This is a genomic window from Paraburkholderia sp. RL18-085-BIA-A, from assembly GCF_046027075.1.
Taxonomy (GTDB): Bacteria; Pseudomonadota; Gammaproteobacteria; order Burkholderiales; family Burkholderiaceae; genus Paraburkholderia.
In genome coordinates this window covers 137,446-155,483 of the sequence record NZ_JARESU010000007.1, presented here as the reverse complement: position 1 = coordinate 155,483, position 18,038 = coordinate 137,446, and the positions used below count along the sequence as shown (strand labels likewise).

General features: G+C 65.4%; 18 protein-coding genes. 11 read left to right on the top strand and 7 right to left on the bottom strand.

From position 1 onward, the window contains the following. Positions 1-133: 133 nt before the first annotated feature. From P0D89_RS07365 to P0D89_RS07350, 4 genes are all read right to left on the bottom strand, one after another. Positions 134-391 (bottom strand): BTH_I0359 family protein, encoded by a 258-nt coding sequence (locus P0D89_RS07365; RefSeq protein WP_074762832.1) that lies wholly within the window; start codon positions 389-391, stop codon positions 134-136. A gap of 118 nt (positions 392-509) precedes the next feature. Beyond that, entirely contained in the window at positions 510-1,298 is a 789-nt protein-coding gene (locus tag P0D89_RS07360) for an alpha/beta fold hydrolase (protein WP_408376310.1), read from the bottom strand. A 171-nt stretch (positions 1,299-1,469) separates the two neighbouring features. Beyond that, positions 1,470-2,765, bottom strand: coding sequence for a DUF3108 domain-containing protein (locus P0D89_RS07355; protein WP_408376309.1), 1,296 nt, complete (start codon positions 2,763-2,765; stop codon positions 1,470-1,472). A 264-nt stretch (positions 2,766-3,029) separates the two neighbouring features. Continuing rightward, entirely contained in the window at positions 3,030-3,932 is a 903-nt protein-coding gene (locus P0D89_RS07350) for an IclR family transcriptional regulator (RefSeq protein ID WP_408376308.1), read from the bottom strand. A 300-nt stretch (positions 3,933-4,232) separates the two neighbouring features. On the opposite strand from P0D89_RS07350, the gene P0D89_RS07345 reads away from it, so the two are divergent. The 6 genes from P0D89_RS07345 (at position 4,233) to rfaE2 (ending at position 10,820) form a co-directional block, all read left to right on the top strand. After that, complete coding sequence (locus P0D89_RS07345) at positions 4,233-5,216, top strand: fumarylacetoacetate hydrolase family protein (protein ID WP_408376307.1); 984 nt, start codon at positions 4,233-4,235, stop codon at positions 5,214-5,216. Between the two features lie 306 nt (positions 5,217-5,522). Then, complete coding sequence (locus tag P0D89_RS07340; protein WP_408376306.1) at positions 5,523-6,755, top strand: ABC transporter substrate-binding protein; 1,233 nt, start codon at positions 5,523-5,525, stop codon at positions 6,753-6,755. Between the two features lie 78 nt (positions 6,756-6,833). Next, positions 6,834-7,754 carry an enoyl-CoA hydratase/isomerase family protein gene (locus tag P0D89_RS07335; RefSeq protein WP_408376305.1) on the top strand — a complete coding sequence of 307 codons (921 nt, stop codon included), beginning with the start codon at positions 6,834-6,836 and terminating at the stop codon, positions 7,752-7,754. A gap of 129 nt (positions 7,755-7,883) precedes the next feature. After that, positions 7,884-8,699, top strand: coding sequence for a PhaM family polyhydroxyalkanoate granule multifunctional regulatory protein (locus P0D89_RS07330; RefSeq protein ID WP_408354366.1), 816 nt, complete (start codon positions 7,884-7,886; stop codon positions 8,697-8,699). A 582-nt stretch (positions 8,700-9,281) separates the two neighbouring features. Further along, the gene (locus P0D89_RS07325; RefSeq protein WP_149668572.1) at positions 9,282-10,154 is read left to right on the top strand and encodes a ferritin family protein; all 873 of its coding nucleotides are present in this window, start codon (positions 9,282-9,284) and stop codon (positions 10,152-10,154) included. Between the two features lie 183 nt (positions 10,155-10,337). After that, positions 10,338-10,820, top strand: a complete 483-nt coding sequence (gene rfaE2, locus P0D89_RS07320; RefSeq protein WP_408354361.1) for a D-glycero-beta-D-manno-heptose 1-phosphate adenylyltransferase — start codon at positions 10,338-10,340, stop codon at positions 10,818-10,820. A gap of 116 nt (positions 10,821-10,936) precedes the next feature. On the opposite strand, the gene P0D89_RS07315 is transcribed toward rfaE2, so the two are convergent. The 3 genes from P0D89_RS07315 to P0D89_RS07305 are packed head-to-tail and all read right to left on the bottom strand — an operon-like array spanning position 10,937 to position 12,969. Next, positions 10,937-11,176, bottom strand: coding sequence for a hypothetical protein (locus P0D89_RS07315; RefSeq protein WP_408354358.1), 240 nt, complete (start codon positions 11,174-11,176; stop codon positions 10,937-10,939). Positions 11,177-11,230: 54 nt separating this feature from the next. Next, positions 11,231-12,055, bottom strand: coding sequence for a type III pantothenate kinase (locus tag P0D89_RS07310; protein ID WP_408376304.1), 825 nt, complete (start codon positions 12,053-12,055; stop codon positions 11,231-11,233). Beyond that, positions 12,052-12,969 carry a biotin--[acetyl-CoA-carboxylase] ligase gene (locus tag P0D89_RS07305; RefSeq protein WP_408376303.1) on the bottom strand — a complete coding sequence of 306 codons (918 nt, stop codon included), beginning with the start codon at positions 12,967-12,969 and terminating at the stop codon, positions 12,052-12,054. Before P0D89_RS07305 ends, P0D89_RS07310 begins: the two co-directional genes overlap by 4 nt. 106 nt (positions 12,970-13,075) lie before the next feature. Here P0D89_RS07305 and P0D89_RS07300 point away from each other — a divergent pair, with 106 nt between their 5' ends. Genes P0D89_RS07300 through P0D89_RS07280 form a run of 5 tightly spaced genes read left to right on the top strand, consistent with a single transcriptional unit; the run spans position 13,076 to position 17,900 of the window. Beyond that, entirely contained in the window at positions 13,076-14,209 is a 1,134-nt protein-coding gene (locus tag P0D89_RS07300; RefSeq protein WP_408354349.1) for an MlaE family ABC transporter permease, read from the top strand. After that, entirely contained in the window at positions 14,206-15,084 is an 879-nt protein-coding gene (locus tag P0D89_RS07295) for an ABC transporter ATP-binding protein (protein ID WP_408354346.1), read from the top strand. Before P0D89_RS07300 ends, P0D89_RS07295 begins: the two co-directional genes overlap by 4 nt. Before the next feature lie 16 nt (positions 15,085-15,100). Continuing rightward, the gene (locus P0D89_RS07290; RefSeq protein ID WP_408354343.1) at positions 15,101-16,054 is read left to right on the top strand and encodes an MlaD family protein; all 954 of its coding nucleotides are present in this window, start codon (positions 15,101-15,103) and stop codon (positions 16,052-16,054) included. Between the two features lie 30 nt (positions 16,055-16,084). Beyond that, on the top strand, positions 16,085-16,711 hold the full coding sequence (locus P0D89_RS07285) for an ABC-type transport auxiliary lipoprotein family protein (protein ID WP_408376302.1): 627 nt from the start codon (positions 16,085-16,087) through the stop codon (positions 16,709-16,711). A 31-nt stretch (positions 16,712-16,742) separates the two neighbouring features. Beyond that, positions 16,743-17,900, top strand: coding sequence for a VanZ family protein (locus tag P0D89_RS07280; RefSeq protein WP_408376301.1), 1,158 nt, complete (start codon positions 16,743-16,745; stop codon positions 17,898-17,900). Positions 17,901-18,038 lie beyond the last annotated feature (138 nt).

Below are 18,038 nucleotides of genomic sequence, written 5' to 3'. Positions count from 1 at the left end.
GCGAGGCGAAAGCCTGCTGGGCCGCTTCATAACTGCTGACCACCTTGCTCAAGGGCCGCCGGTTGGAGCGGCGGCGCGGTCAATCAGAATGTAGGTCGCCAAAAACGTCGAGTGGATTCCTATGTCCTCGCGGTTAGTGAAGGATCACCGGCTGATGCATCAGGCTGTCGAACTGGCCGAGAAATTCGTCGACTTCGTCCAGCGACGGTTCCTCTTCGATCAGCTTCTGCACGTGCTCGCGAAAACGCGCCGCCATTGCACCGTCAATGTAGATTTCACGCTGCATGTTTTTGTCGACGATCTCATAGCCACCCGACTTCATGGCCAGCAGACCCTCCTGCGGCGGAAACTCGACGACACAATAGTTGGGGCTGTTGTAGATCATTTGCATGGCGACACTCCTTATTTCCGTTGGCTCCTGGCCGTTTCTGCACCATACGTGGAGCGTATGTTGTGGAATTCAAGGGGTGGGTCCGGATTGACGCTTGTAAAGGTTCCGAACCTACCGGTTAGACCGGCCTTTCAAGAAACGTTTCAAGCAGTGCAGCAAAACGATGAGATTGCTCGATGGGTGCGAGGTGTGCGGCATCGAGCAGTTCGAACTGTGCGCCTTCGATGGCGTCTGCTATTGCCTGCGTAGCAGCAGGCGGCGTGCCCGAGTCGTGGCGCCCCGCCACAGTGAGGGTTGGGCAACGGATACCTGCCAGCTTACTGCGTATGTCGAAATCGCGCAGCGCTTCGCATGCCATCGCGTAGCCTTCTGGCAACGTATGCGCGAGTACGTCGCGAATCTGTTCGATTGCTTCAGGATGCGCGGCCTGAAAATCGGGGGTGAGCCAACGGCTTAGCGTAGAGGGCAGCAACGCTGCCATGCCGTCGCTGCGCGCCGCATGGGCGCGTTGGTCCCATACCGAGCGGTTTTCCGGCAACGTGCCGCTCGTGCTGTCGGCAATTGTCAAACTGTCGATGCGCGAAGGGTGGTTTAGCGTGAACTGTTGCGCGATCATGCCGCCCATCGACATGCCGACCAGATGCGTCGTCGGGGCATCGAGCGCGTCGAGCAGCGCGGCGAGATCGTCTGACAGATCGCTCACGCTGAACGGCTTGCCGGACACCGCTGTCTTACCGTGACCGCGCACGTCGTAGCGCAGCACGGTGTAGTCGTCGCGGAAATAACCGGCAAGCTGGTCCCAGACCGACAGGTCGCCGCCGAGTTGATGAATGAACGTCAGCCACGGGCCGCCGCCCTCGTTGCTCAGCACGTAGCGCGTTTCGATTCCGTTGATGTTCACTTGCATGCGGGCTCCTTGAAGGGAACGCAGTGGAAGAGTCTGTTCGCGTGCGCCGCGTGTGTTGCCTGTGCTGTGTATACGTGGGAGCCACGCGAACGGTTGCAGCAATTCGTGCGAGTCAGCGTCGTTGCTGAAGTTTCGACGATCTGTGGAAGACCCTGTTCCACGAAGGGGATATCAGGGCTTAATGATGCCTGGCACCGTCGAATCGACCGGCGAAGCGGTCGTGGCGTCGGGCGTAGTTGCCGAGGGGCCGGCGGGCTGTGGGTTTGCTGAATTATCGGGCGAAGCAGGCGACGGAGACGGGGATGCCGCGGCTGCGTCGCTCCCGTCAGCCGAGCCCGCACTGTCGAGATCGAGCTTGCCGTGCCACAACAGCTCGACTTGCGTGCCGTTCGGTTCCGTTTGCACGATGCGCGCCGGCAGCCAGCCGAGCGCCGGTGCAAGCCACACATCGATGCGGCGCATATCGCCTTCATGGCGAGGCAGGCGTTTGAAATGACGCGTGTCGAGATAGCCTTCGGTCGTGCGGATCGTTTCGTCGCCGATCGTCTCGACCGGCCAGTTTTCGCCGCTGTCGTTATCGACCACGAAGAACTGCCGTGTCACGCCAGGCTTGTAGGCAGCCGGGTCGCCGCGCACGAGGCTGGCGAGCTGCATCACCATGCTGAAACGATCCTGGGCGCCATCGGGCAACGGCAACGTGGCCGGCGTTCGTGTGAAGGCGATCTTTTTTTCGTTGCGATTGAAGATCGCGATGTCTTCCGCACGACGGCCGCGTTTTTCGACGTACTGGTCCGGCGCGAGGCCGAACGCATCGATGCGGCCATGGCTTGAATAGACGAAGGGGCCGACGAAAGGCACCGGCACCGAGACAATCATTTCGTAGCTTTGCCCGTTGCTGGTCCAGTGGATCGTGCCGGGCGGGTTGCGCACGCCGTTGTAGAACGTGTCGTACTGCAATTCGCCGGATGGCGGGACCGAAAACTTCACGCCAGTCGATGTTTGTGGCGCGCTGGCGGCAGCGGGTGCGCTGGCTGCGGCGGTGGCGGTCGCGATTGCCCCGGCGCTCACGCCGGGGCCGGGAGTGGCGGTCGGCTCGCTCGCCGCCACGTCCGACGCCGCGGCAGCCGGCGGCGCGGCTTGGGTTGCCGGCTGTAGCGCAGTCAGCACATGCTCGCGCGGCGGACTCGCCACGGCCTTGCGCGTCGGCGCCGGGGCAGGCTTAGGCGGCGCGGCAGCGGCGGGTTTGCTTTCGATCCGTTCGGGCGTCAGCAGCGCGACTTGCACAGGCACACGCTCGTGGTCCGCCGGATTCAGCGTTGCGCGGTTGCGCTCGAACCACTGCGCGGCGATCCAGTGCAGGACAGCCACCGCCGCGAGTACCGCAAGCCACCGCCATGCGCGCGAACCGTCGCGCGGCCCGTTGGGCGGCGGTCGATTGGAACGGCGTGTGGCGGAAGCGGTGGCCATCGGCGATTGAATGTGTGTGGACCGAAAGTGTTGGGATTGCTGAGTGCGCTGCGCTTGCGCCGGTTGCCCGCAAAAGGCGCCCGATCGGCACTGCTAACGCGTGATCAGGCGCGTTATCTGGCGGCGAACGGTTTCGACCGCCTGGCCACGCACGATGTTCCGCACCGGCGAAAACCCGCGCAAGCCAAACGTTTTGCACGGCACATGGTGCGTGGTGCAACAGCTTCAGGTTTCAGCGCCTTTGATCGAGTCGCGACCGCTGCATCAATCCGCGTGACGCGGCGCGGCACTATACCCCAGCTCGTACGAAAGCTTTTCCGCGCATTCGCGCAGCGCCCTATCGATCTCGCCGCCCCAACTGATATCGAACGCGCCTTCCTGGCCAAGCGTGACGAGGCCGAGCGCGAGTTCGCCGCTCGAGTCGAACACAGGCATGCAGAACGCGTGAATGCTCGGCAGCAACATGCCTTCCACGCGCGCGGCCTGGTGCTCGCGCACCTCGGCCAGAACCTTGTCCACCTCTTCGCGCGTGTGCGGGCCACTCATATGCGACGAGCGGCGTGAGTCGGCCAGTTCGCGCTCAAGCATCGCGGCGGTCTTGCTTGCCGGCAGATACGCGGCGAACAGCAGGCCGGTGGCGGAACTGAGCAGCGGCATCACGTCGCCGAGTTTCAACGATGCCTTCTCCGGATGGCTCGATTCCATCCAGTGAACCATGGTCGGCCCCTGATTGCCCCACACCGCGATGCCGACCGTCAGATCGAGCCGGTCGCGCAGTTCGGCGAGCGCGATACGCGCGAGCTTCACGCCGTCGACGCGCGCAAGCCGAGCGAGCCCCAATTGCAACGCGAAGCCGCCGAGTTCGTAGCGGCCCGACAGCGGGTCCTGCGCGACCACGCCGAGGCGCAGGAAACTCACCAGATAGCGATGCGCTTTCGCCGGACTCATGCCGGCGCGTTGCGCGAGATCGCGCAGCATCATCGCGCGCGGTTCGCGGGTCAGCACGTCGAGCAGTTTGAAACCGACTTCGATCGACTGGATGCCCGAGCGCAGTTTCTCCTCGCCGGCCTCGATGCTCTCGTCGTCAGCTTCGGGGGCGTCGAGCGGTTCAGCGGGGGCGTTGTCGGCGGAGGTGCGGATCGCGCCGGAGCGGGCAGTTGAAGGCATGAGCAGGGCGCATCGAGCGCGTTCAAAAAATGACGGAAAGAAATGAGTGGCCGCGCGGACAATCGGGCTTACGAGCGTGGCCAACTAGCAGGGTTGGCAAGCGGGCTGCGCGGCGACACTCACGACCGCGCTTGTCAACCGCGCTTGTCAACCGTGCCAGGCATCATGCCCGCAACGCGCAACTGACAACCCGCGCCGCAACCCGCCTCTACCCGCACTAGCCCCCGTCCGCTTGGGCCACACCGATTCACCATCGTAGAATAGATTCCCTCCATCGTCACTAACACGGTTCACTCTTCTATGAAACTTGCCACGCTGAAGGACGGCACGCGCGACGGCCAACTGATCGTCGTGTCCCGCGACCTGCACACCGCGGCCATTGCCGACGCGATCGCGCCCACCATGCAGCGCGTGCTCGACGACTGGGCCTTCTACGCGCCGCAACTGCAGGACCTGTATGACGCGCTCAATCAGGGCCGCGCGCGCAACACCTTCTCCTTCGACGCGAAGGAGTGCATGGCGCCGCTGCCGCGCGCTTTCCAGTGGGCCGACGGCTCGTCGTACGTGAACCATGTCGAACTGGTGCGGCGCGCGCGCGGCGCCGAAATGCCGCCGGAATTCTGGACTGATCCGCTGATGTACCAGGGCGGCAGCGACGACTTCATCGGTCCGAAAGACGACGTGGTGTGCGCGTCGGAAGCGTTCGGCATCGACTTCGAAGCAGAAGTCGCTGTGATCACCGCCGACGTGCCGATGGGCGTCACGCCCGACCAGGCGCTCAGAAGCGTGCGTCTGATCACGCTCGTCAACGATGTGTCGCTGCGCAATCTGATTCCCGCCGAACTCGCGAAGGGCTTCGGCTTTTTCCAGAGCAAGCCGGCCACGTCGTTCGCGCCGGTCGCGGTCACGCCCGACGAGCTGGGTGAACACTGGCGCGAGGGCCGCGTGCACCGGCCGATGATCGTCCACTGGAACGGCAAAAAGGTCGGCCAGCCGGATGCCGGCACCGATATGGTGTTTCACTTCGGCCAACTGATCGCGCACGCGGCGAAAACGCGCAACCTGCGCGCCGGGGCGATCGTCGGCTCGGGCACCGTGTCGAACAAGGACGCGAAGCGCGGCTACTGCTGTATCGCCGAGAAGCGCTGCCTTGAAACCATCGAGCACGGCGCGCCGCAAACCGAGTTCATGAAGTACGGCGATGTCGTGAAGATCGAAATGTTCGACGAAGCAGGCAAGTCGATTTTCGGTTCGATCGAGCAGGGCATCGCGCCGCTGGATTGAAGTTGGTTTGAAGCCTGGTTTGAAGCCGGCTTGTCGGGCGCAACGCGGCACGCGACCTGAGAGCGCATCCGCGCAAACCTCGGCGCAAACCTCGTATCGGCGAAAGGGTTTCGCCCGATGCCGCCGCCCCGGCGCGCGGCTACACTGACTGGCGCGGCGGCCGGGGGCCGGGGTGGCTGGCCGCTGGGTGTTACAAAAGACCGCATAAGACCCGTTGAAATCTCAAGACCCGAGACCTGCGCCCGGCAGCGCGCGAGTGGGGCATCGGCCGTCCATCAAAACGAAAAAGCGACGTGAGGAGACAGCATGCCGCGATTGGAATCCCTTGAATCTGAAAACGAGCGCTGTCGCGCGTCGAACGCGAACGCGGGCAAGCCGCGCGCTCGTCTCGCGCGTCGCGCCGGCTCGCTGTGCGCCGCGCTTGCTTGTGCATTGCCCGCGATGGCGTTCGCGCAGGTCAAGATCGGCATGGTGCTGTCGCTCACCGGACCGGCCGCGTCCCTCGGCATTCCCGCACGCGACACGGTCGCGTTGTTGCCCAAGCAGATCGGCGGCCAGACAGTCGGGTACATCGTGCTCGACGACGCCTCCGACACCACCCAGGCCGTGCAGGACACCAAGAAACTGATCTCCGAGAATCACGTCGACGCGATCATCGGTTCGTCGATCACGCCGAATTCGCTGGCGATGATCGACGTGGTCGCCGAAGGTCAAACGCCGATGATCTCGCTCGCGTCGTCGGCGAAGATCATTGAGCCTGTCGATGCGAAACGCCACTGGGTATTCAAGACGCCGCAGACCGATGCGATGATGGCGTCGGCGATCGCCGAACACGCGAGCACCCACGGCGTCAAGACCATCGCGTTCATCGGCCAGGCCGACGCGCTCGGCGAGACCTTCTACACCGAAGTCGCGAAATTCGCGCAACTACATCACATGGCCATGGTGGCGAGCGAGCGCTTCAATCGTACCGATCCGAGCGTGACCGGCCAGGTCCTCAAAATCCTCGCGACCCATCCCGATGCAGTGGTGGTGGGCGCCGCGGGCACCCCCGCCGCGCTGCCGCCGAAGACACTGCGCGAGCGTGGCTACAAAGGGCTGATCTCTCACAATCACGGGGTCGGCAATAACGACTTCCTGCGCGTGTGCGGCGCCGATTGCAACGGCACCTTCCTGCCCGCGAGTCCGGTGCTGGTCGCCGCGCAATTGCCGGCCGATCATCCGGCCAAGCGCCTCGCGCTCGACTACATCGCGCGCTTCGAGGCGCTGCGCGGACCCGGCAGCGTGTCGGCGTTCGGCTCGTACACCTCGGACGCGGGCGCATTGCTGAATCAGGCCGTGCCGATCGCGCTGAAGGCGGGCGCGCCGGGCACGCCGGAGTTTCGCCGCGCGCTGCGCGATGCGCTCGAAGCGACGCATGGACTCGCGGACACCAATGGCGTGGTCAATATGAGCGCCACCGATCATCTCGGGCTCGATCAAAGGGCGCGCGTGATGGTCGAAATCAGGAACGCGAAGTGGGTTTATCAGCCGCGTTGAATTCGCAGCCCATGCGCTTGCCGGCGCGGCCCCGGTTCAACCGACTCAACCGACGCAGCAACATACGGATTGCTTACCATGTCTCAAGCACCACACAGTAACGACGCGTATTACGCGCACTACCAGTCGCTCCAGTTGCATCGTCATCCGCATGGCCTGCTCGAAGTCGTGATGAGCGGCGAGGGCGCGAACAAAAGCGGACTCGCCACCGCCAACGCGCGCATGCACTTCGAACTCGCCGAGATCTGGCGCGACATCGACCGCGATCCCGACACGCGGGTCGCGATCATTCGCGGCGAGGGCAAGGGCTTTTCGGCGGGCGGCGATCTGCAACTGGTCGAGGACATGGCGACCGATTTCGACGTGCGCGCGCGCGTGTGGCGCGAGGCGCGCGATCTCGTCTATAACGTGATCAATTGCAGCAAGCCAATCGTTTCGGCGATGCACGGTCCGGCGGTCGGCGCGGGACTCGTGGCGGGGCTTCTCGCCGATATCTCGATCGCGACGAAGGGCGCGCGGATCATCGACGGGCATACGCGCCTGGGCGTGGCCGCGGGCGATCACGCGGCGATCGTCTGGCCGCTCCTGTGCGGGATGGCGAAGGCCAAGTACTACCTGATGCTGTGCGAGCCAATGAGCGGTGAAGAAGCGGAACGTATCGGCCTCGTGTCGCTCGCCGTCGACGAAAACGATCTGCTGCCCAAGGCATTCGAAGTCGCGCGCAAGCTTGCCAATGGTTCGCAAACGGCGATCCGCTGGACCAAGTACGCGTTGAACAACTGGCTGCGCTCGGCGGGGCCCGCGTTCGATACATCGCTCGCGCTGGAATTCATGGGTTTTGCCGGACCGGACGTGCGTGAAGGCGTGAACTCGCTGCGCGAGCGCCGCGCACCCGATTTCGGCGGAGCCGACCCGTGGCGCGAGCCGCCGCAGCAACCGTCGGGCGATGGTGTCAACAACGGCACCGACAACGGCGGGACGGGTGACGAGCGGACCTGACGCGGGGTTCTGCAAGGTATGATCGACTCACGACTCACGACTCACGACTCACGACTCACGACTCACGACTCACGACTCACGCGCGCGCATCGCGCTCACTCCTTCCCCTTATGCAGCGAGGCGACAAGCATGACCGACACGACTGATTCCACGCCGCCCTTTCCCGGCTTTCCGGGTTTTCCGCCCGCTGAGATGCTCGATCGCATGTGGGGCATGCTGCGGCTCTCGCCGTTCGGCTCCGCGCTCACCGGTGCGCAACCTGGCGGCGGCCTCGGGCCGTCGCTGTCGATGATGTCCGACATGATGGCGCCGCTCACCAACGTCGAGGAACTCGACAAGCGCATCACCGACATGCGCGCGGTCGAACAATGGCTGAAGCTGAATCTGAGCATGCTGCAGTCCGCGATTCAGGCGCTCGAAGTGCAGCGCGCGACGCTCGCGACACTGCGCGCGTTCGGCGCGTTCGCGCAGTCGTCGATGACGCAGCCGGCTGCGGCATCCGCCGCGCCGAGCCACACGCCGGCGAGTGGCTGGCCGCATCCGGCCGCTCCGGCCGCGCAAAGCGCCGCGTCGTCGGAAAGCGCCGCGGCACAACCGGACAACGCGGCTTCGGCCGAGAACGGCGAAGAGGCGCCCGCCACGCCCACGTTCGACGCGTCCGCGTGGTGGAATCTGCTGCAATCCCAGTTCAACCAGATCGCCCAGTTCGCGATGACGCAACCGGCAGTGGCTGTCGCCGCGGCGGGCGGCAGGGCGGCAACGGACCCGGAGCAGGATGCGGCGAGCGCATCGGCAGCGGGCAGTGCGGCGGCTGGCGCCTCGCCTGAGTCGACCGACGACGCGAAGGCCGCCACGAAACGACCGGCTGTGAAGCGGGCGCCGGCAGCCGCAAAGCGCGGGGGTAGCACGAGCGCGAGCGGTTCAAGCGCGAAAAAGTCTACTTAACGGCAGGAACGAAAGACAGAACGGCAGACAGAACGAAAGGCGGGAGGCAAGCCATGCACCGGCACGACACTAAACGATAAATTCGCCGCGTGTCATGGTTTTGCCCCCGATTGTCCGCGACACTGCGCGAATCGTGCGATTTGTTGAAAAAGGTCAATCAACTAGTGTATTTACGGCTGCCGTCGCGCAAGTTCGGACAAGTCAGCGTGCTATCATTGTGTAAGCTTAATTTGGCTTTTGGGCGTGCGCTGACAAGAACCAGTCCAGCCGCCCTCGCTTAATTCGACGCCGGGAACCACCGGCGCAGGGCTGGACGGTGCGTTTTTCATCGCAGACTGGCTCGACCTCAGGCACAGGGTATCCCTCACCCACGGTTGGCCGCCCAGCGCTTAACTTATCCAAAGTTAGCCGCGCTGGCGCACACGCCCGGACTTCTTTGCTGTCCGGTGCATCTGGGCAGCCGATTACCGCGTAAAATTGAATGCTTGGCCGACAAACGGCGCGTTTCGTTCGTCGTAAGCAAAAATTGCTACATGTAGTAGTGACAGACACAGACAGTATGCGCAGAACAGGGGTGGGACTATGAACACCATGCTTTATCCGGAACTTTATAAATCGCTCGAATCCGTTCGATGGGACATGGAGAAAGACATTCCCTGGGACAAGTTCGATGCATCGCTATTGACCGACGAGCAGGCCGCGACGATCAAGATGAACGCGATCACCGAATGGTCGGCGTTACCCGCCACGGAAATGTTTCTGCGTGACAATCATCACGACAGCGATTTCTCCGCGTTCATGAGCGTGTGGTTCTTTGAAGAACAGAAGCATTCGCTGGTGCTGATGGAATATCTGCGCCGCTTCAAGCCCGAACTGTGCCCGACCGAAGAAGAACTGCACGCAGTGCGTTTCGAGTTCGATCCGGCGCCGCCGCTCGAAACGCTAATGCTGCACTTCTGCGGCGAAATCCGCCTGAATCACTGGTATCGCCGCGCGGCCGAATGGCACACCGAACCGGTCATCAAGCAGATCTACGAAACCATTTCGCGCGACGAAGCGCGTCATGGCGGCGCGTATCTGCGCTACATGAAGAAAGCGATGGCGCAAACCGGCGACATCGCGCGTGCCGCGTTTGCGAAGATCGGTGTGCTGATGGCATCGGCACGCCGCACGGAAAAGCCGCTGCATCCCACCAACCTGCACGTGAATCAGGCGCTGTTCCCGCGCGACACGATTCAATCGCGCCTGCCGGACCCGGAGTGGCTCGAACGCTGGCTCGACGAGCAGATCCGTTTCGACGACGGCTGGGAAAAGAAGGTCGTCGAACGCATTCTGCACAATCTGTCGATTCTGTTCGAGCGCACGTTCAATACGGCGCAGGAATTGAACCGTTATCGCAAGGAAGTGGTTGCGCGCTTGCAGGCGGATCAGAAGTCGGCGGAACAACCGGCTTGATGCGCTTGGTGCGGGTGAGTTCATGCGTGGATGCGCGAACTCAGGCTCGTTCGGCGACCACGCCGCGCAAAGTTTTTAAGGTTTCAGAAAACGGTCCGGCAGGCGTGAGCCTGCTGGACCGTTTTGCTTGATGGCATCCGCCGTGTATCGTGACGGCATTTTCTCTATTCCTTCCGTTTTGTGATGGCTGCTACTTTCGAACGCAAGATTCTTACGCGCGATGCACTGGTGAAGCTGCGCCCTTCGTTGAGCGCGCCGGTCGTCTTCACCAACGGCGTGTTTGATATCCTGCATCGCGGGCACGTGACGTATCTCGCCGATGCCAAGGCCTTGGGCGCCTGTCTGATCGTCGGCGTGAACAGCGATGCTTCGGTGCGCATGCTCGGCAAGGGTGACGACCGGCCGATCAACAACGAAGCCGACCGGATGGCGTTGCTGGCGGCGCTGGAGAGCGTCGATTACGTGGTGTGCTTCGGCGAGAAGACGCCGGTCGAGTTGATTTCGGCGCTGCGGCCGGACGTGCTGGTCAAGGGCGGCGACTACGATATGGATGCGCTGCCGGAGTCGGCCATCGTGCGCGGCTGGGGCGGCAAGGCGCTGGCAATTCCGTTCGAGCATGATCGCTCGACCACCGCGCTGCTGAAGAAGGTTCGCACGCAAGGCTGATTAGCTGCTGCGGGCATGACGTCGCAATGTCGTCACGTCGCCATATCGCCATATCGCCGGAGACCTGAGGCCGGGCGCGCCACCCCGCCCACTTGAACCTGTCTCCGCCCGCCTTCTTACTGCGGCAATTCGGATGCCGCGATCGGCGCTGCCGGCGCCGGACCGCCGACGACAGGCTGATCGGTCGCCTGCGCAGTCGTGACCGCCTGCACTTTTAACCACTCCGGGTGAACTTCGCGATTCAGGTGAATAGGCTCGCGTCCGCCGGCGGTGGGCGGCGGACCGAATACGCCGCGCACGGCGACGAATGCCAGGATGTTGGCAAGTAACAATATGGCGATCGGCCAGCGAAGCATTGTCGGTTGTCCCGTCGAGAAAAAGTGAGGCGCTGTCGTCTTCAGGGCCGCGACTTAGGCGCCGTGTTGCGTTGCGCTTTCGGCGGCGATCAGCGCCAGGCCGGACAGCACGAGCGAATCGTGGCGAGTATGCGGTACTTTGAGCGCGCTCGCCACTTCGTCCACGGCGCCGCCGCCGACCACCAGCCGCACCGGCACTTGCCACTCATCCTGCAAGTCGCGCCAGGTCCGCTCGATCAAACCCGCCTGCGCTAGGGTGCAACCGGCGGACAGCGAGCGCGGTGTGTCGGTCGCAAAGAAGGGGCCGCGGCGCGACGCGTCGGGCGCGCTGCCGTCATCGAGCAGGCCACGGGCGGCGGCGGCGTCGAGCGTCGGCAGTTGCGCGGTGTGCTCGCCGAGCGAACGCATCATCAGCGTCCAGCCGGGCGCGATCAGACCGCCGACAAAGCAGCCGTCCGCCCGCAATGCCTCGAGCGTGGTTGCCGTGCCGAACGTCGCGATCAGCAGATGTTCGCCGGGAAACGCCGCATGCGCGCCGATCATGCCGGCCCAGCGGTCGCTGCCGAGCGTGTGCGGCGTGGCGTAGCGATTGGTCACGCCGCATTGCTGCGCGCAGGCGCGGATCGTGGTGAGCGGCAGTTGCGGCCAGTGCGCGTCGAGCAGCGCCGTAATCCGCTTGGCCACGCTTTCGCCGGCGACGTTGGACAGCCAGGCGCCGGCGGGCGTCGGCATGCTCGACCAGTCGGGTTGATTGGAGCCGCCATGCGTTGCGTGGGTCAGCGCGCCGGCCGCGAGCTGCGTGCCGTCCACGCGCACCAGCGCCCACTTGATCCGGCTATTGCCCGCGTCGATTAGCAGATAAGGCGCGCCGCTCGTCATGCGGCACCGTCGGCCAGACGCAGCGAGACGTCGCCGGTTGCAATGGTCTGGCGGCCGCTGGCGGTATCGAGCAGCAACTGGCCGCTCTCGTCGACGCCTGCCGCCACGCCGCGCGCCAGTTCCTCGCCTTGTTCCAGCAGCACCACTTCGCGACCCGCGTAAGCATGCACGGCGTTCCAGCGCGCCTGGAACGGCGCGAACCCTTCCGCGCCGAAGCGTTGTAGTGCCGGTTCGAGCGCATTCAGTTCGGCGGCGAGCGTGTCGGTGAGATTGGCATTGGGCAGCGCGCGTTGCAACGCGGTCGGCATGGTGCCGCGCGCTTGCGGCGGTGCGCCGGCGTTCAGCGCGCCGACCTTGGCCGCCAGCTCGTCGGCGCCCTTCACATTGGTGCCGATGCCGATCACCACGGCGCTGGCGTCGTCGGTGCTCCACGCGGTTTCGATCAGGATGCCGGCCAGCTTGTCGCCTTCAAGCAGCACGTCGTTCGGCCACTTCAGCGCGATCTGACCGGGGCCGGCCACCGGCAGCGAGCGCAGTCCGTCGACCAGCGCGACGCCGATGGCGAGGCTCAGGCCCGCGAGCCCTTCGAGCGGCCGCGGCAGCACGCACGCCACCGAAAACAGCAGCGCGTTGCCTGGCTCCGCATACCACGGACGGCCCCGGCGGCCACGGCCGGCGGTTTGCAGATACGCGACCCGCACGATCGGCCGCGGCAGTGCGCCGGCTCGACGCGGCAGCGCCTTCACGCGCGCCATCAGGTCGGCGTTGGTCGAGCCGGTTTCCTCGACGATTTCGATCGGCCAGTCGTGCGCATGCGCGCCGAACAGCGCGACGGCGCGCTCGCGGTCGATGCGCCAGTCGGCGCCCGTTGCAGCCGCGGGCGCGACCTTGGGTGGGGTCTTGGAAGCGTTCATGGCGCATATTGTAGCCACAGCGAACTCCATGAGGTTTCTAGCACGGCTTATCGGCCGCGCGTTCGCTACAATGACCCCTAATCCGATAACCAGATTCTCGCGATCCTTGAACTACGACACTCCGCCCGGCCTTGAAGTCGCGGCCGGCAGCCAGGGCAAGATCGTCCGGCTTTCGGGCCAGTGGACGGCGCTCGCGCTCGCGCGCGACCGCGCCACTGGGCATGTGATCCCTCTGCTGCGCTCGCTGACCGGCGCCGAGGGCATCGGCCAGTGGGACTTGTCGCGGGTCGACAGGATGGATCACGTCGGCGGCCAGGCGCTGTGGCGCGTGTGGGGCCACAAGATGCCGCCCGACACCACGCTCAACGATACGCAGCGCGACATCTTCGAGCGCATCGCGTTGCTCGACACGGTGCGCGAGAAAGCTGAGCCGGTGGTCAAGCACGACCCGTTCACGCGCCTCGGCCTCGGGATCTTCTCGTTCTTCGAACACCTGTACGGCGGCGTCGCCATGCTCGGGCGCGTCGTGCTCGATCTGCTGGCGATCCTGCGCAATCCGAAAATCACGCCGTGGACCGAGATCTCGGCGAACGTCTACAACGCCGGCGCCCGCGCGCTGCCCATCACCGCGCTAGTCGCGTTCCTGATCGGCATCGTGCTCAGCTATCTGTCCGCGCAGCAGTTGCGGCTCTTCGGCGCGAACCAGTTCATCGTCAATATTCTCGGGCTGGCGGTGATCCGCGAGCTGGGCCCGGTGCTCTCGGCGATTCTGGTGGCCGGCCGCTCCGGCTCGGCGATCACCGCGCAGATCGGCGTGATGCGCGTGACTGAGGAACTCGACGCGATGCGCGTGATGGGCATCCCGCACGGCCTGCGCCTGATCCTGCCGCGCGTGATCGCGCTCGGCGTGGCGATGCCGCTGCTCGTGATGTGGACCAACATCATCGCGCTGACTGGCGGCGCGATCGCCGCCAAGGTCGTGCTCGGCATCGACATGAGCTACTTCGCGCGCGCGTTGCCGGGCGTGGTGCCGATCGCGAATCTGTGGATCGGCCTCGGCAAGGGCGTCGCGTTCGGCATGCTGATCGCGATCGTCGGCTGTCACTTCGGCTTTCGCATCAAGGCCAATTCGCAGAGTCTCGGCGAAGGCACGACGACCTCGGTGGTGACCTCGATCACCATCGTGATTCTCGCGGACGCGGTGTTCGCGATTCTCTTCCAGAAAGTGGGGCTCGGATGATCGCGCCACTCACCCAGGCCGTGCGCGGCCAGCCCGTGCCGTCGATCGCCGAGCCGGTGATCGAAGTGATCGACATCACCAAGCGCTACGGCCGCAACATCGTGCATCAGCATCTGAGCCTGGACGTACGGCGCGGCGAGATCGTGTCGATCGTCGGCGGCTCGGGCTCCGGCAAGACCACGCTGGTGCGGCAGATTCTCGGCCTGGAGCGGCCGTCGTCCGGCACCATCAAGCTGTTCGGCGAGGATCTCGCGACCATCTCGCCGGAAACCGCGCTGCTGATGCGCAGCCGCTCCGGCATGCTGTTTCAGCGCGGTGCGCTGTTCTCGTCGCTGTCGGTGTTCGACAACATCGCGCAGCCGGTGCGCGAACTCGGCACGGTGCCCGAAGACCTGATGCGCGACATCGTGATGCTCAAGCTCGAGATGGTCGGCCTGCCTTGCAAGCATGCGTCGAAGATGCCGTCGGCGCTGTCGGGCGGGATGATCAAGCGCGTCGGCATTGCCCGCGCCATCGCGCTCGAACCCGAACTGCTGTTCCTCGACGAACCGACCGCCGGGCTCGACCCTGAGGCATCCGACGAATTCGTCGAACTGATCTCCGCGTTGCATCGCGCGCTGGGTTTGACGGTGGTGATGGTCACGCACGACCTCGACACGATGGTCGCGCTGTCCACCCGCGTTGCCGTGCTGGCCGATCGCAAGGTGCTGGTCGCCGCGCCGGTCGAAGAGACGGCGGGCGTCGATCATCCGTTTATCCGCGAATATTTCCTCGGCCTGCGTGGGCGCCGCGCGTTGCAGGCGCTGCCGCCGGAGCGCCGCGCGAAGCTGCCGCGCGCGGCGCTCGTGCCGGCGTCGTCCGAATTGCCGCTGTGAACCAGGAAAACTGACAATGGAAAACAAGTCGCACGCTTTCTGGGCCGGACTCTTCACGGTCGTCCTGCTGCTGGCCATCGCGGCGGCGGCTTTTCTGTTCAACGTCGACCGTTCCGTGCGGGTGCCCTACGATCTGATCGCGCGCACCAACGTGACCGGGCTCTTTGCCGATGCCGCCGTGCGCTATCGCGGGCTGGACGTCGGCAAGGTGCAGTCGATCAAATTCGATCCGAGCCACCCGGGCCAGATTCTGGTCCGCATCCTCGTCGACACGCGCGCGCCGATCACCCATTCGACGTTCGGCAGCCTGGGCTTCCAGGGCGTGACGGGGATTGCCTTCATCCAGCTCGATGACAACGGGCGTGATCCGCGCCCGCTGCCGTCGTCGATTCACAATGTGGCGCAGCTGCCGATGCGCCCAGGCCTGCTCGACCAGCTGCAGCAGCGCGGCGACATCTTGCTGCGCAAGCTCGAAAAGGTCGCCGACGACGTGAACAACATGTTGTCGCCGGAGATGGCCGCGCAGCTGCAGGGCACGGCGGCGAGCCTGCAGAAAGCCGCCGACGGCGTCGCCACGCTGACCCAGCAGATGGCGCCGGCCGCCAGCAAGCTGCCCGCGACGATTGATCAACTGCATCGCACGCTGGCTTCGACCAACCAGCTGGTCACCGGCCTGAACGGCCCGTTGGAGGCCAACCTGAACAAGGTCGGCACGGCGGCGCAGCAGGCCGGCGACGTGCTCACGTCGATGAACGGCACGTTGCAGGAGTTGTCGGCGCGGGTCGGTTACGACACCTTGCCGCGCGTTGCCTCGCTCGCGGAGGACGTGCGTTCGGCGGCCCGCTCGGTGGATCGCGCGGCGGACACGTTCAGCACCAGTCCGCGCAGCCTGCTGTTCGGCGCGCCGCCTGCGGCGCCGGGCCCAGGCGAGGCCGGCTTCACGTGGCCCGCCGCACGCGCCGCGCGCTGAATCCGAAGGTTTGAAGAAAGGAACGATCTCATGTCACGCTCGATTCAACGGTTGTGGTCCTCGGGCGCCGCTGCAGCGGTGCTGCTCGCGTTCGGCGTGCTGGCCGCGGGTTGCGCGGGCACGTCCGCGGCGGTCTCGGACATTCGCTACGATTTCGGGCCGCCGAGCGCGGTGGCGTCGGCAAGCTCGCTGTCCGCCGTCAAGGTGCTCGACGTGACCGCACCGCCCATGCTCGAGTCCGACCGGCTGATCTACCGGCTCAGCTACGCCGACGCGCAGCAGACAGCGTCGTATGCGAACAGCCACTGGACCATGATGCCTTCGCAGTTGCTGACCCAGCGCCTGCGTGGCGCGCTCAGTTCGCACGGCACCGTGCTGACGGGTGCCGACGGCGTAGCCGCGCCGGTGCTGAAAGTGGATCTGACGGAGTTCGAGCAGGTGTTCGACAGCCAGACGGAAAGCCACGCGGTGATCGGCGCGCGCGCCACCCTCATCCGCAACGGCAAGGTGATCGGCCAGCGCACGTTCAGCGCGCGCGCGCCCGCCGGTTCAGCCGACGCGGCCGGCGGCGCACGCGCGCTCGCCACGGCCAGCGACGATCTGGTCGCGCAGATCGCCGCGTGGCTCGGCACGCAGGCGACGGTCGCCGCGCAATGACCAGCCGGCAGCGCACGCAACGGAGCGCTGCATGAGCGAAAGACCCTGGCTGCGCCGCCCGTCGGTGCTGGCGCGGCAAGCGCTGCTGCTGTATACCGCGCTGATCGTCTACGGTTCGTGGTATCCGTTTTCGGGCTGGCGCTCGCTCGGTCTCGCGCCGTTCGCCTTTCTGTTCGATCCCATGCCGCAGTACCTGACGGCGTTCGACGTCGTCACCAACGTGGTCGGCTATATGCCGTTTGGCGCGCTGGTGGTGCTCGCGGTCTACCCGCGCTGGCGTGGTCCGCTGGCGGTCGCGGCTGCGTTCGTGCTCGGCGCGCTGCTGTCCGGCACGATGGAGGCGGTGCAAACGTATCTGCCGACGCGCGTCGCTTCCAACCTTGATCTGGCCGCCAACACGCTCGGCGCGCTGCTCGGCGCGGCAATCATGTCACCGGCGACCGGCGCGCTGCTCGATCGCGGCTTGTTGAGGCGCGTGCGGCTGCTGTGGTTCGAACGCGACCGCGCGGCGCTCGCGTGTCTGGTCGCCGCGTGGCCGTTCGCGACGATGTACCCGGCGCCGCGCCTGTTCGGTCTGGGCAACTGGCCGCGCGTGCTGTGGCTGCATTTCGATTCGACGTCGCAGGACGCGCTGCTCGCATGGACGCCGCCGGGTTGGCACGTCGGCGCATGGCCGGCGCTGGCTGCCGCCTGGCTGCCCGACGACGCGTGGGAAGCCGTGATCACCACGCTCAACCTGTTCGCCGTGCTCGCGCTGGCGTCGCTGCCGGTGCGCCGCCATGCGCCGCGCGCGCGTCTACTGCTGCTGTTCGTCGTCATGACCTTGTGCGTGAAGGTGGGCGCCACGTTCCTGCAATCGCAGTCGGGCCTTGCATTCGACTGGGCGACGCCTGGCGCGCTCGCGGGGCTCGTGTGCGGCACGGCTTGCGCGCTCGTCGCGCTGCCTCTGCGGCGCAGGACGCGCGCGGCGCTGGCGGGCATGGCGTTGGTGGTCGCGCTGGTGTTCGTCAATCTGCTGCCGGTGAATCCGTATTTCGACGTCGTGCTGGCCGACTGGCGGCAAGGGCGGTATCTGCACTTCAACGGGCTGGCGCGCTGGCTCGCGTGGATCTGGCCGTATGCGGCGCTCGTGTGGCTGGCGTTTGTCGTCGAGCAGGCGTGGCTCAGGCGGCGCACGAAGCGCGCGTGAGATGTGCGCGAGGCATGCTTGATGCGCGTTTGAAGCGCCCGGGAAGCCGACCAGAACCCCACCTCGGGCATGGACCGCGTCGGCGGTCATCAGCCCCGCTCGCTATAATCGTCCGCACAACAGGCGCGCTTACAGCGC